The organism is Faecalibacter macacae, from assembly GCF_003687725.1.
Classification (GTDB): Bacteria; Bacteroidota; Bacteroidia; order Flavobacteriales; family Weeksellaceae; genus Empedobacter; species Empedobacter macacae.
Map to the genome: position 1 here is coordinate 1 of NZ_RDOJ01000025.1, position 13,808 is coordinate 13,808.

Annotated in this window: 12 protein-coding genes; 5 read left to right on the plus strand and 7 right to left on the minus strand. The window is 30.2% G+C overall.

The window, feature by feature from the left end:
• Positions 1–250: 250 nt before the first annotated feature.
• Positions 251–793 carry a hypothetical protein gene (locus EAH69_RS13030; RefSeq protein ID WP_121935651.1) on the minus strand — a complete coding sequence of 181 codons (543 nt, stop codon included), beginning with the start codon at positions 791–793 and terminating at the stop codon, positions 251–253.
• Positions 794–1,006: 213 nt separating this feature from the next.
• Positions 1,007–1,789 (minus strand): lincosamide nucleotidyltransferase Lnu(H), encoded by a 783-nt coding sequence (lnu(H), locus tag EAH69_RS13035; RefSeq protein ID WP_121935652.1) that lies wholly within the window; start codon positions 1,787–1,789, stop codon positions 1,007–1,009.
• Between the two features lie 422 nt (positions 1,790–2,211).
• On the opposite strand from lnu(H), the gene dcm reads away from it, so the two are divergent.
• The gene (gene dcm, locus EAH69_RS13040) at positions 2,212–3,450 is read left to right on the plus strand and encodes a DNA (cytosine-5-)-methyltransferase (protein ID WP_121935653.1); all 1,239 of its coding nucleotides are present in this window, start codon (positions 2,212–2,214) and stop codon (positions 3,448–3,450) included.
• On the opposite strand, the gene EAH69_RS13045 is transcribed toward dcm, so the two are convergent.
• Both EAH69_RS13045 and EAH69_RS13050 read right to left on the minus strand, forming a co-directional pair.
• A complete protein-coding gene (locus EAH69_RS13045) occupies positions 3,426–4,187 on the minus strand; it encodes an Eco47II family restriction endonuclease (protein ID WP_121935654.1) in 762 nt (253 codons plus the stop codon). The genes dcm and EAH69_RS13045 overlap by 25 nt on opposite strands.
• A gap of 405 nt (positions 4,188–4,592) precedes the next feature.
• A complete protein-coding gene (locus tag EAH69_RS13050) occupies positions 4,593–5,051 on the minus strand; it encodes an MBOAT family O-acyltransferase (protein WP_147439148.1) in 459 nt (152 codons plus the stop codon).
• A gap of 308 nt (positions 5,052–5,359) precedes the next feature.
• Here EAH69_RS13050 and EAH69_RS13055 point away from each other — a divergent pair, with 308 nt between their 5' ends.
• Positions 5,360–6,424, plus strand: a complete 1,065-nt coding sequence (locus tag EAH69_RS13055; protein ID WP_121935656.1) for a tyrosine-type recombinase/integrase — start codon at positions 5,360–5,362, stop codon at positions 6,422–6,424.
• On the opposite strand, the gene dinB is transcribed toward EAH69_RS13055, so the two are convergent.
• The 3 genes from dinB to EAH69_RS13070 all read right to left on the minus strand — a co-directional run bounded on the left by dinB (position 6,419) and on the right by EAH69_RS13070 (position 10,595).
• Entirely contained in the window at positions 6,419–7,501 is a 1,083-nt protein-coding gene (dinB, locus tag EAH69_RS13060; RefSeq protein WP_121935657.1) for a DNA polymerase IV, read from the minus strand. The genes EAH69_RS13055 and dinB overlap by 6 nt on opposite strands.
• A gap of 18 nt (positions 7,502–7,519) precedes the next feature.
• Positions 7,520–9,787, minus strand: coding sequence for a cation:proton antiporter (locus tag EAH69_RS13065; protein ID WP_121935682.1), 2,268 nt, complete (start codon positions 9,785–9,787; stop codon positions 7,520–7,522).
• A 100-nt stretch (positions 9,788–9,887) separates the two neighbouring features.
• Positions 9,888–10,595, minus strand: a complete 708-nt coding sequence (locus EAH69_RS13070; protein ID WP_121935658.1) for a class I SAM-dependent methyltransferase — start codon at positions 10,593–10,595, stop codon at positions 9,888–9,890.
• Positions 10,596–10,782: 187 nt separating this feature from the next.
• On the opposite strand from EAH69_RS13070, the gene EAH69_RS13075 reads away from it, so the two are divergent.
• The 3 genes from EAH69_RS13075 to EAH69_RS13085 are packed head-to-tail and all read left to right on the plus strand — an operon-like array spanning position 10,783 to position 13,804.
• Entirely contained in the window at positions 10,783–11,367 is a 585-nt protein-coding gene (locus EAH69_RS13075) for a TetR/AcrR family transcriptional regulator (RefSeq protein WP_317124745.1), read from the plus strand.
• 14 nt (positions 11,368–11,381) lie between these two features.
• A complete protein-coding gene (locus EAH69_RS13080) occupies positions 11,382–12,713 on the plus strand; it encodes a TolC family protein (protein ID WP_230466824.1) in 1,332 nt (443 codons plus the stop codon).
• A gap of 20 nt (positions 12,714–12,733) precedes the next feature.
• Positions 12,734–13,804 (plus strand): efflux RND transporter periplasmic adaptor subunit, encoded by a 1,071-nt coding sequence (locus tag EAH69_RS13085; RefSeq protein ID WP_121935661.1) that lies wholly within the window; start codon positions 12,734–12,736, stop codon positions 13,802–13,804.
• Positions 13,805–13,808: the final 4 nt, after the last annotated feature.

The following is a 13,808-nucleotide window of genomic DNA, read 5'->3' on the forward strand; positions in this document are numbered from 1 at the left end:
TTGAGATAAAAAATCGTTCGAAAAAATCGGATGCCCGAAACTGCAATTGCGTATAACGAGCCGAGTATTTGCGAAGAACGGGAGAGAAATTGAACGAAGTTCAAGTTCGTACGTTCAAGCAAATTGCTCTTTTCTGAAACTAAATTAGTTTATTGTTTTAAGAAAAGCAATTTTGCGAGCGGAAAAATAAGGGATGAAAGTTTACTTTCAGCCCGTTTTTTCGCAAATACTATGTTATCTGCAGGCAAGATTATCCATTAAGATTATCACGAATTATTTTATATTCGTTTTTACGCTCTGATTTTCTTCTTTCTGATTTTATTTTTTGTTGATATTTTATTTTGTCATCTTTGAAATGCATATTTGATTCAACAAGCCAAGAATTTTGCCTTATCATTAAACCATTCCAAATACAATCATCGTATCCACAGTTATGTTTAGAATAATCACCAAAATTTCGGTGTTTTATTCTCTTATCTTTTAATATTTTTTGTTGGTTTTCTTTTATGATATTCCATAAATTTTCTTCATCTCCTTTTGTTAAATCTTCACCAATTGTTTTTACTTTTAGATATGTTAATGGATCTTTTATTTGTAAAAAGTCAAACGTTTTTTGGAAATAACTATTAGCAAAGTCTCTTATTTTTAATTTTTGTGAAATTTCTAGCTTTTCATTTTCTAATAAAGAACGATATAATCCAAGAGTATTAAAATCACTATATTTTTTATTGTTTTCAATTATAGACAAATATTCAGAAAACTCTAATTCATTAAATTTTTTTCCAATTTTCATTTGTGCGGATTTTTGGATTGCTTGCAGATAACGGGCCGCGGCTTGGCGATAGTGGCGGATTAGAAAGCCAATACTTTCAATCTTTCACTAACTTGAGCAACAGCTTTTTATTATTTACTAAATTAACAAAAAAGGAAATATAAAAAGCTGTTGCGACAAAAAATGTACGAACTTTCTATATTTCCCATAACCCGCCATTTCGCCAAACCGATGTTAGCGGTAGTTTTTTCTTATTTCATGTAGGATTTCTTTCATTTTTGGTTCAATATTTAGTTCGTCAAATAGTTTTTCCGATAAATTTAATGAGTTTTCAAAAGCTAAAATTATATTTTTAGGATTTAAATCCGATGTTACTGTTTTATACGCAAAATACCAAGTCGTATCAATATCCTTTTCAAGACTTTTAGTTGGACTTTCCCAATGTTGGGTTTTGTTTGTTCTTGCTCTAATAAGCCAAAGCAAATATTTCTGAACATTTGATAAACTATGATGAGCATGAGCAAATTCTTCTCGCTTAATTAAGTTGCTTGTTGTCAGTATAACATTCAGTAATGATTGGCTTAGCCACAAAATATTTTCGTCTGTGGTTCTATCAGGGAATTTTACTTTGATTTGATTTAGCGTTTCCGTTAAAAGTCCGTCTTTGTCAATTAAATTCATTTGGTCAAAATCACTGAACGCAACAATTCCTTCCCACGATTTAATGATTTTTATTTCGTCTGTTTTTAAAAAATGAAATTCGCCTCTAATCATATTCTCAAAAATAGCGACTTCACTTCCGTATTCATTAATGAAATATAAAGCGACAGGATAAACTTGGTTTACCCATTCTTCAGCCGAAAAGTTTTCTTTGGTTTTTAGAAAGATGTAAAATTCGATGTCAGAATATTTGTCGCCTTCATTTTTAGTAAATGAACCGTACATAAAAACTGCGGAAACATTTTCGTCTTGTTGAGCTATTGATTTGGTTTTGTTAATCATTTGTAACTGTGTCATTGTTGTAAATTTTAAATTGTTGATAAATACAAATCATCATAACTTTTGAGAGTAATGATTTATTTCTGTTTTTATTTTTAAACAGTTACTTATAGCTTCATCGGATTGTTTTTTAGTATTTATGTCGTTTTCGTAAAATTACCGCTAACGTTTCGGGGCTTGGCGTCAGTGGCGGAAATTGAAGCGAAAAGTTTCAATTTAGCGACACAGTAAGCAAAAGCCAATTAATTGAATAAATTTAAGAAAAAAAGTCAATATAATTGGCTTTTGCGGAATAGAAAGCCGAAACTTTAATTTTAGCCTTAACCCGCCATTGCGCCAAACCCTTGTTATCTGTCGTTCTTTTTTTCATTTTTATTTTGGTAGATTCAATTTTTTTACATTAAATTTGTAACCAATGTCTAATGTTGTACAATTTGGTTATGAGTGAATATTTAACTATTTCAGAAACAGCGAAGTTACTTAACAAAAGTACTAAAACGCTACGTCGATGGGACGAAGAAGGAAAATTGTCGGCTGTTCGTGAACCGATGAGCAACTATAGAGTTTATAAAAAAGAAGAAGTTGAAACATTATTTACAGAATTTTTTAATAGTGATGTAAAAGATGATGTTTCAAATTTTGTAGAGCCAACTAATGACTATGCAGTATTAGAATTATTTGCTGGTGCTGGTGGTTTGGCTATTGGAATGGAAAAGGCTGGTTTAAAATGTGTCGCTTTAAATGAAATTGACAAACACGCTTGTGAAACCTTAAGAAAAAATCGTCCAAATTGGAATGTTTTAGAGGGTGATATTAAAAATTTCAACTTTTCGGAATATCATAATAAAGTAGATGTTGTAACTGGTGGATTTCCTTGTCAAGCTTTTAGTTATGCAGGTAAAAGATTAGGGCTTGAAGATGCAAGAGGTACTTTATTTTACGAATTTGCTCGTGTTGTAAAAGAAGTTAATCCACCAATTTGTATTGGAGAAAATGTAAAAGGTCTATTAAGTCACGATAATGGAAATACTCTAAAAGGAATGATTTCTATTTTGGATGAAATTGGCTACTATGTTGTTCCAGTAGAAGTATTAAAAGCGATTAACTACAAAGTTCCACAAAAAAGAGAGCGATTAATTTTAGTTGGTATTCGTAAGGATATTGATTTGAAATATGAGTATCCAAAACCTTATAAAAAAATCTATAATCTTAAAGATGCTCTTAAAAAAGGAGAGTTGTTTGATTGCAATGTTCCAATATCTCCAGGTGCGAAATATCCAGAAAGCAAAAAGAGTGTTTTGGATTTAGTTCCGCCAAAAGGATATTGGAGAGATTTACCTATTGACATTCAAAAAGAATTTATGGGTGCAAGTTTTTATTTAGGTGGTGGAAAAACTGGAATGGCAAGACGGATTGGTTGGGACGAACCTTGTTTGACTTTAACTTGTAGCCCTGCACAGAAACAAACCGAAAGATGTCATCCAGACGAAACTCGTCCATTTACAGTACGTGAATATGCAAGAATACAAACATTTCCAGATGATTGGGAATTTGCTGGTCCTATGGCTCAACAATACAAGCAAATTGGAAATGCTGTTCCTGTAAATTTGGGTTGTGAGGTTGGTTATTCAATTATAAACTTCTTGAATAAATATTACAACTTATCAAATCCTAAATAATAACTATAATTTTCAAAAGTTATTTGGTCAAGAATAGTACGTTTAGATTTTTCGGTTTCAGATGAAATTTCATCTAAAGCCGAATTTTCTTTTACGGTTTTATCTTTTTCAATTGATTTTAAATAATCATCAATAGCTTTTGGTAATATTTTGTATAATTGAAAAAGAGCATTTTCCTCTTTTGTCATTAACTTGTATAGTTCGTCACCAGAAATAATGTAAATTGAAGGATCTTTGTATTTAACCTTTTTATAAGAAAGTTCCCAATTTTTATTTGTTTTTTTAGTATCAAGTATTCTTGCGTAATATCCTTTTGAACCAGGATTTTTATCAGTTAATTCTTTAAGTTTAATAAAAATACTTCTAGAATCTTCCCCTTTAACAGTATTAAATTTATTCTTTAGTTCTATAAATATCTTATTATCATTTGATTTTATATCGCATCCTGTGGGTAATTTTTCGAAATTTTTAATTCCAGATAATATATTTTCGTGAAAAGTACCGATATGATTAGTTATCGTTTTATCCACTTGTCTTATAATTTCATTATTTATAAGATCTTCTTCAGAAATTTCATTAAATTTTGAATCAAAGGTTAGCTTAATTACATCAATTTTGTTTTTGTAAAATGTTTCTTTTGTTAGATTTTCTTTAGCTTTTAAATAAGAATTATATAATATATCAATACATTTTATTAAGTGTTCGTCTGAAATAAAGTTTACGTAGTTATTTGCCATTATGATTATTAAAATTTGTTAATGTGCTAAATTATGATTTTTTTTGGTTTTTTGATGGGGATGCATTTAAGAATGACAGATAACGTTTTGGGTATTGCCGAAGGCGGGGAAATCAAAGTGCAAATGTTGAGTTCAGCACCGCAGTTAGCAAAACCATTTTTTGTTTGCTAATTTACATTTTTCAAAGCAAATAAAAAATGGTTTTTGCGGAATAGAAGTACAAAAGTTGAAGTTTGAACTTTCAGCCCCGCTTTTGGCAATACCTTGTTAGCGGCTGGCATTTTGTTTAATTTAAAATATTTTGTTGCGTTAGTTTATATCGTTCTTTGTGTTATTAAATATCCATAAGTTTTAAAGTAAATTGAATTTCATAATTTCGTTTGTCAACCTTTCATTATTAAATATTTAGATAAGTTTAGCAATTAGCAAGTCAATAAATCTTGTCAAGATAAAAGTAATAATAAGATAACTCAAATGAAAAATTGGTCGAAACTTTAAGTTAGTTTTTCTAAAATTAATTTGAAGGTATTCAGACAATAAAATTCCAATTGAGATTATGAAAAACCAAACTGTAATAAAAGGAAATACAAACTTGATTTCTTTAATCATCATTGGAATTATATAAATTATATCGTGAGCCAATCCACTTACTATAAAAGTTGCAATCAAAGCTACCCAAGCTGGGAAAATGGTTTTGATTGGTTTATAGCAATAAAACAGAAGAAAATATCCCCAAGTTGGATTCCAAAATTTCCAAAATGATTTGAGAGAAGAGGATATAAAAGGTTTAAAAAACATATTTCGAATAACCACTGGAATTTTTGTAGAACCTGTTCGATAATATGTATATTCTTCTAAATTCAAAATGTTATTTGTTTTGGTATATTCAGTTAATTGTCTATGAATTACGAAGTTTTGTCGTTCAAAAGCAAGTCAATAGTAATCCGTTTTAGGTTGTCAAGGGTTGGTCTTTCAAATGTCTTTTGTTGTTATTTCGTTCATTTTACACGGTCTCGGTTATGCTTGCCGCTAACACTCAAATATACGAATATATATAATATATACAAATATATTTTAAAAAAACTTAAGTGCTTGTTATTAGATAGGTTAAAAGAAATTAAGTAACTTTATAAGAATTGAAATAATGTTCGTAAATACAACTTCGGCAATCTATGAATATCGATTTTTCTAATTATAAATTTGTAAGTGGTGAACACGAAAACAAAAAAGTGATTTGGATTTTATTTGATTATAAAAAATATTCAATTAATCCTTTACGCAAGATAATTAGTGTTAAATATTCAAGGACCCAGCAAGCTTGGTATGTTTCAGATCATAACAGAAATCGGCAATCTATTGGAATGGATTTAGTTGAATTTAAGAATGCAAATTATTTAAATCATGATCAACGAATTGAATTTGATAGATATATTCAAACTTTAAAGCTAAAATCATATAGTCCTAATACGATAAAAACTTATGCGAACGAATTTATTTCATTTCTTCAGATGTTTAATCAATACAAACCACAAGATATTACAACGGATTTAATACGTCGTTATTTGGTTTATTGTTCACAAGAATTAGAGTTATCCGAGTTTACAATTAATTCGCGTATGAATGCAATTAAATTTTATTTTGAACAGGTTTTACATCTTAATCGAATGTTTTTTGATATTCCAAGACCTAAAAAACCTATCATTTTACCTAAAGTTTTATCAATTAATGAAGTAAGGCAAATAATTAATTTGACCAAGAATTTTAAACATCAAATGATTCTAAAATCGATTTACGGAATGGGCTTACGGGTAAGTGAGGTGGTAAATCTTAAAATAGAAGATTTGGATAGTGATACAATGTTAGTGCATATAAAAGGAGCCAAGGGAAAAAAGGATCGAATTGTTATTTTACCTGAAACTTTACTTGAAGAATTACGCGAATATTATTTGGAATATAAACCAAAGGATTATTTGTTTGAGAATCGTTTTGGCAATCAAATGAGTACACGAAGTATTCAAGTTATTTTTAAAAAAGGATTAGAATTATCTAAATCTCGTAAAAAAGTAGGTGTGCATAGTTTACGTCATTCTTTTGCGACTCATTTGTTAGAGAATGGTACTGATGTTACGCTTATTCAGCAGCTTTTAGGACATAATAGTATTAAAACGACATTAACGTATACACATGTTTCAAAAAAGTCGATTCAGAAAATTCAATCTCCGTTGGATCGTTTATAGAATATCTTGCTCAAAATCTAATTCTAATTGTCTTCCTTGTGATGTTTTAAAATCAGTTAAATTAGATACAGAAACACCTAATAATCTAACATTTCGACCTGCCTGAAAACATTCTTCCAATAATTCTAAAACTAATTTTCTATAGATTTTTTCATTTGTAATTGGGTAAATGGAAGATTTACTTCGGCTGACAATTGTAAAATCTTCAAACTTCATTTTTACAGTTATTGTTCGTCCAAATGTTAAATGATTTTCGCACCATTCCCAAACTTCATCCGTTTGTGGTGCAATATGAGTTTGCATTTCATGAAATAGAGAAATATCATTTGAAAAAGTGTTTTCAGAACCTACAGATTTTCTAACTCTGTCGGGGTTTACTTCACGATGATCTTCACCTCGTGCTATGTTAAAATAGTACGAACCAGATTTACCAAACTCTTTCATCATTTTTTCTAAAGAAAGTTGTTTTAAATCCAAACCTGTATGTATACCCATATTTGCCATTCGTTCAGCAGTTACTTTTCCAATTCCATGAAACTTTTTTATAGGTAGTTGTTCAATAAACTGTTCGGCCATCTTAGGGGTAATGACATAAATTCCATCAGGTTTTTGATAATCTGAAGCTATTTTCGCTAAAAACTTATTGTAAGATACTCCTGCAGAAGCTGTAAGATTTGTTCGTTCCTTAATTTTTTGTTTAATTTCTAGAGCAATATCAGTTGCAATTGCAATATCAAATTTATTTATAGTAACGTCTAAATATGCCTCGTCCAAAGACAAGGGTTCAACCAAATCGGTGTATTCTTTAAAGATTTCACGTATTTGATTTGATACTTCTTTGTACACATCGAAGCGGGGTTTAACAAAAATTAATTTAGGACATTTTCGTTTTGCAATAACAGAAGGCATAGCCGATTTTACACCATATTTTCTGGCTTCGTAACTTGCAGTTGCAACAACACCACGTTCGGCAGATCCGCCAACCGCAATACATTTTCCTCTTAGTTCTGGAAAATCACGTTGTTCAACAGAAGCATAAAAAGCATCCATGTCTATATGTATAATTTTACGAAGCATGGATGCAAAATTATTACGTTATTTTAAATTATAGTGTTTTATAAATTGTTTCAATTTCTTTTTATCTGCAACAATAGTTAAATAATCTCCAGGTTCTACAATAACATCACGATCCGGATTGTAGCTAATTTCTCCATTTCGTTCCAATGAAACAACAATACCCAAACAAGCATCTTTAATCCAACCTATATCTTGATATTGAATTTCGGGCACATTGTCCGGAATTACAACTTTATCCATTGTAATGTTGATGTGATCTTTGCTATCTTCTGTTGAAGTAGGTACAGATTCGCCAATGATTTTTAAATAATTTTCAAATTTCTGAATCTGTTCATCAGTTCCAATAATTCCAATTTCGTCTAATGGATATAAAACAGATTCACTGTTTGGCATTTGTATAATTCGGTCGCCGCGCTTAATGTATGCAATATTGATATGGAATTTCGTACGCCAATTTAATTCGCCCAATGGAACACCAATAAAGTTTGCGTGTTGTGGTACTTGCATGTCAGAAATATGTGTATTATCCCATGTATATTGATAGTTTTCTTTTTTAGCTTGAAGCTTTTTTTCTTCAAGAATTTCACGTTCATTCAAATTAAAAATAAATCGATTCTGGATGATATCATATACTTTATTAAAATGTTTTGATAAGAAATAAAGAATACCTAATAATAATACAATTGGAATAATTACTGCGATTTTACTTGAGAAAAATTGGTAATAAATAAAGATAATTAAACCTAAAATAAATATTAATCTTAAAGTGAAAATCCCGATAATTGGCGCACGATTAAATTTAGATTCGTGCCAGAATTGTGAGACTAATGTTTTAGAGACTTTGTTACCTACTAATGCCCAAAGGAAAGGTGCAGAAATAGTTAATGTGATAATCATAGTAATGAAATTAGCTTGAAAAAAACTTACATTATCATACAATAACATCAATAGATAATTTTTTGTAAAAGCTGTAATAGCAACAATAATAATCGTATTTAAAGCTAAATTTTTAATTGTTTTTTCGATGATGATTTTCCACTGATTTTCATCTTTGATGTGTTGTGTATCTGATGAATATCTGTCAATTGTCTGAAGGAATTTTTCTGGCAGATTTTTATTTAAAAATTGATAAACAGGTTCGGAAGATTTAATTAAATATGGAGTTGTAAATGTTGTAATAGCAGATACACCAACGGCAACTGGGAAAAGGAAATCACTAGTTACACCTAATGATAATCCTAAGCCTGCAACGATAAATGCAAATTCGCCAATTTGTGCCATACTCATTCCAACTTGTACTGATTGTTTTAAAGGTTGTCCCGATAATAAAGCACCAAGCGAGGTAAAGAGTAGTTTTCCGAAAATCGTTAAAAATGTAACAATTAAAATAGCCCATTTATGTTCCATCATCGAAGCTGGATCGATCATCATACCGATAGATACAAAAAAAATTGTAGCAAATAGTGTTTTTACAGATTGTAAAGTATGTTCAATTTTTTCAGCATAAACCGTTTCTGCTAAAATAGATCCCATTACAAAAGCTCCTAATTCTATAGAAAAACCAACACTATCAGCTATATAAACCATACCTAAACATAATCCGATAGAAAGTATTAGTAAGGTTTCTTCGTCTAAATATTTTTTGATTGAACGTAAAAAAGATGGAATAATGAAAATTCCGCCCAAGAACCATACAGCTAAAAAGAATCCAAGCTTTACTAAAGAACTTAGCATTTGACCACCGTCAAATTGTTGGCTAACTGCCATTGTAGATAACATTACCATTAATAAAATAACAACAATATCTTCTACAATTAAGATTCCGAAGACGACGTTAGCAAACTTTTTTCGTTTCAAACCTAACTCGTCAAACGCTCTAATAATAATGGTTGTAGATGAACTGGCTAATAATCCACCAAGAAAAATACTATCCATAGTTTTCCAACCCATCCATTGTCCTACAAAGTAACCAAGAGTTACAATACAAGCAATCTCGACGAGGGCTGTAATGGATGCACTTCCACCAACATTGAGTAATTTTTTGAAACTGAATTCTAATCCTAAACTAAATAATAGGAAAATAACACCAATTTTTGCCCATATTTCAACGTTATGCTCATCGGCAACATTAGGGATGTATTGAAAGTGCGGACCAACTAAAAATCCTGCGATAATATAACCCAACACTAATGGCTGGTTAATTCTTTTAAAAATTAAAGTGGTAATTGCTCCTACACCTAAAATTAGGCCTAAATCGACGATCAGTTTTGGCAAGTGTTCTTCCATAAATGTATTGGTTGGATATTTTGTCACTAAAATAAGAATTATTCTTTTGACAAATGGTATGTTGTAGGTACAAAAAAAACGTTGAATTATAGTTCAACGCTTAATTTATAGTGATTTTAGCTAAATAAGAATCTTCTTCTTTTACAATTCGTTTACATTGTAGTCCGTGATGCTCACATGCATTTTTTAAAGTATCAAAATCTAAGTACAACCAATCAATTGATTCGTCTTGCATTCCTTTATAATGAACAATAAAATCTACTTCTCCGTAATAATTTCTATCACCCGGAATCCATTTTCCACCGTCATCGTCATCATCAAACATATATAAAATATCAGTACCATCAATTAAAATCTGTCCAGTGGGAGTTAATAATGATATTAATTTTTCTAAATACGCTCCGATAACTAATAAGTTTTGGAAAATTCCAGTTCCATTCATTAAGATTAAAATGGTGTCGTATTTTTCTTCAGTTGGTAAATCTAATAAATTGATAGCCTCAGCATTTTTAACACCTCTTAATTTACAAGCTTCTATAGCTTTTGGTGATACATCAATTGCCTTTACATCAATTCCTTTTTCTTGTAAATATAGTGTATGAGAACCAGCCCCTGCGCCAACATCTAAAGTTTTTCCTTTTGCTAATGATAATGCTCTTTGTTCAAAAGTTGGCATTTCATCAAAATCTCTGAATAAATAATCAATAGGCATAACATCTAATTCAGAAATAGATGTCTCTGTATATAAATTTTCAGGATTGTTTTCAGTTTGGTAATCCAGAATTGCTTGTCCAAATAAGTCTTTCATTTTACAAAAATACTATTTATTCTTGATGATGTAATTGATAATTTATAGCATAAGTTTAATCGTTTTTTTATCAGTAGAATATGTTGTTTAATGAAATCTATTTGTTAAAATTCTTTTGACAATTTTGTCAAAAGGGAAAAGATTAATACTTTTGTTTAACATTTTTGTCAAATTAAAAAATGTGCGTGTGGAAAAGAAAGATCAAACAGAATATATCATAAAAGAAACGGCTAAGAATTTATTCTTTAAAGAAGGTAAATTTAATGCTACGACACAAGAAATTGCAGATGCAGCAGGAGTTAATCGTACGTTGATTAATTACTACTTCAGATCTCGCAATAATCTATTTAATATTGTTTTTGAGGAAGCTAAGAGAATGGAGGTTGCAAAAACTAATTCTATTATGTTTTCTGAGGATGATTTTAAAACTAAGATTTCGCATTTTATTGATCATAGTATTCAAATGAATTTTGAGTATCCTTATTTAGAAACCTATCTAGTTTCGCAAATTAATCAAGGTACAAATTTTAGAAGAGAATATGTAGATGATCATGCAAAAGCTTTTTATGCGAATGTAGAGCAAGCGATGGAACAAGGTTTGATAGAAAGAATGGAACCAGTACAGTTTTTGCTAAATATGATATCATTAATCAATTTTCCAATGGCGATACGACCTTTGTTACAATTGAATTTAAAGATATCTGATACAGAATATAAACGTATTCTGAAAGAGAGAAAGGAAATCATTATTCAAACATTATTTAAAAAATAAATCTAAAAAATTATATGAAAATTACCAATATATCCACAAGATTAAGATGGATAGGTGTTGCAATTCTCTTTGCATTTTTTCAGACAGTTTCTGCTCAACAAACTTTAACGTTGAAGGAAGCAATAGATTTTGCTTTAAAAAATAAAGCGGAAGCTTTAAAAGCAAAAAATGAAATTAAGCGAGGAGATTTACAAATCAAGGAAGCAAAATCTGGAGCGTTACCACAAATTTCTGCATCTGGTGCATTGCAATACAATGCAATTATTCAGGAGTCTGCATTACAAATGAATGATGAATTAATGGTAATCCGTATGGGGCAACCGTGGAATACTAATGCGACTGTATCTGTTTATCAAGCCTTATTTGATCAACGTGTTTTTACTGGGTTGAAAGCTGCAAAATCAACTCGTGAATTTTATCAAATTAATGCACAATTAACAGACGAACAAATTATCGAGCGTGTATCTACTGCATATTATCAAGTTTTTGTAACGGAACAAAAATTACAAAATATTGATGCATCTTATGATAATACAAATAAGATAAAAAAGATTATCCAAAGTTTATACGATAATGGATTAGCTAAAGAAATTGATTTAGATCGTACAAAAGTTGGTTTAGTTAATATTCAATCTGCTCGTCAACAAATTGTAAACTCTGTTGCTTTACAAGAAAATGCATTGAAGTTTTACATGGGAATGCCAATTGAGACTGAAATTGAATTAGTTGGTGAAGATGTAACAATCAATGAATATCTATTAGAAGAAAAATTTGATTATACTAAACGTACAGAAGTTGCTGCTGTTCTTAAACAAAAAGAATTATTAGGATATAATCTTGAAGCTACTAAAGCATTATTATACCCAACAGTTGGTTTAGCTGCTAATTATGGTATCAATGGATTTGGTCAAAATTTCCCAATTCATAATTCTACTTATTGGTCTGATGTAGCAAATTTTGCATTACAAGTTAAAGTGCCAATTTTTACAGGAGGTGCTACAAAATCGAAAATAGCGCAAGCGCAATTAGATATTGATGCATTAGATATTGATATTAAAGACATGATTTTAGGTTTAGATTTAGAATATCATAATGCAAAAACTCAGATCGAGAATTTAGTTGTGAATTTAGCAAACCAAAAAGAAAATGTTGCTTTAGCTAAAAAAGTATTTGATAATACACAAGCTAACTACCAACATGGATTAGCTTCTTTAACAGAGGTTTTAGATTCTGAACAAGCATATACAGAAGCTAAAAATAATTACTCTAATGTATTATTAGAGTACAAAGTTGCTGAAGTTGCCTTACTTAAGGCAAGAGGCGAATTAAATACTATTTTACAATAACACCATCGAATTTATATAAAATGAAATTAGTTAAAACTTTACTTTGGGTAGTAGCAGCTGTCGCACTTTTAGGTGGTGGTGCTTATATCTTAAAAAATAATAAAGCAAAACAAGAACAAGAAGTTAAAATTGTAGCTTCTAAAATAGAAGAAATTGTAGTTAATACAGCAAAATTAGAGTATAAAGATTTATCTGCTGATTTTACTGTTAATGGTAATTTCGAACCAATTCAGGAAATGACTTTTCCATCAGAAATGTCTGGTAGAATTGTAAATGTTTTAGTAAATGAAGGTGATTATGTACGTGTTGGACAAACTTTAGCAACAATTAAAAAAGATGCTATTGAAATTGATATGACACAAGCACAAAACAATTTACAAAATGCAATTATTGATAACCAACGTTACGAAAATGCATTTAAAACAGGAGGTGTTACTAAACAACAAGTAGATAACTCTCGTTTACAATTAAAGAATGCTCGTGCAGCTGTAGAGGCTCAGGGTGTTCGTGTTCGTGATACAAATGTAAAAGCTACAATTGCTGGTGTTGTAAACAAACGTCACATCGAACCAGGATCTGTAGTTTCGGCAGGAACACAGATGTTTGATATTGTTAACGTTTCTCGTTTAAAATTAAAAGTTGCAGTTAACGAATCAGAAATTGTAAACTTAAGAGTAGGTCAAAATGTAAAAGTTACCGCTTCTGTATTACCAGAAGATGCTTTTGTTGGACGTATTACTTTTATCGCTCCTAAAGCAGATGCTTCTTTAAATTTTCCAGTAGAAATCGAAGTTTCTAATAATAATAAATTAAAGGCAGGTATGTTTGGTACTGCTGTTTTCTCTTCATCGGATGATGCTACTGCTACAAAAGCTATTGCAGTAATTCCTTCAGCTGCCTTTGTAAATGGTGTTTCTTCTAATACAGTTTTTGCAGTAGAAAATGGAGTTGCCAAATTAACGAAAGTTGTTTCTGGTAGAGTTATCGGTAATTATGTTGAAATTTTATCAGGATTAAAAGTTGGTGCTGAAGTTGTAACTTCTGGTCAAATCAATTTATCTGACGGAGAAAAAGTAAAAGTCGTAAAATAATAAC

What these genes read in the sequence shown, in the direction of transcription:
- EAH69_RS13030 (WP_121935651.1), bottom strand. Translation starts at nt 793, where the DNA reads ATGAAAATTGGAAAAAAATTTAATGAATTAGAGTTTTCTGAATATTTG.
- dcm (WP_121935653.1), top strand. Translation starts at nt 2,212, where the DNA reads ATGAGTGAATATTTAACTATTTCAGAAACAGCGAAGTTACTTAACAAA.
- EAH69_RS13045 (WP_121935654.1), bottom strand. Translation starts at nt 4,187, where the DNA reads ATGGCAAATAACTACGTAAACTTTATTTCAGACGAACACTTAATAAAA.
- EAH69_RS13055 (WP_121935656.1), top strand. Translation starts at nt 5,360, where the DNA reads ATGAATATCGATTTTTCTAATTATAAATTTGTAAGTGGTGAACACGAA.
- dinB (WP_121935657.1), bottom strand. Translation starts at nt 7,501, where the DNA reads ATGCTTCGTAAAATTATACATATAGACATGGATGCTTTTTATGCTTCT.
- EAH69_RS13065 (WP_121935682.1), bottom strand. Translation starts at nt 9,787, where the DNA reads ATGGAAGAACACTTGCCAAAACTGATCGTCGATTTAGGCCTAATTTTA.
- EAH69_RS13070 (WP_121935658.1), bottom strand. Translation starts at nt 10,595, where the DNA reads ATGAAAGACTTATTTGGACAAGCAATTCTGGATTACCAAACTGAAAAC.
- EAH69_RS13080 (WP_230466824.1), top strand. Translation starts at nt 11,382, where the DNA reads ATGAAAATTACCAATATATCCACAAGATTAAGATGGATAGGTGTTGCA.
- EAH69_RS13085 (WP_121935661.1), top strand. Translation starts at nt 12,734, where the DNA reads ATGAAATTAGTTAAAACTTTACTTTGGGTAGTAGCAGCTGTCGCACTT.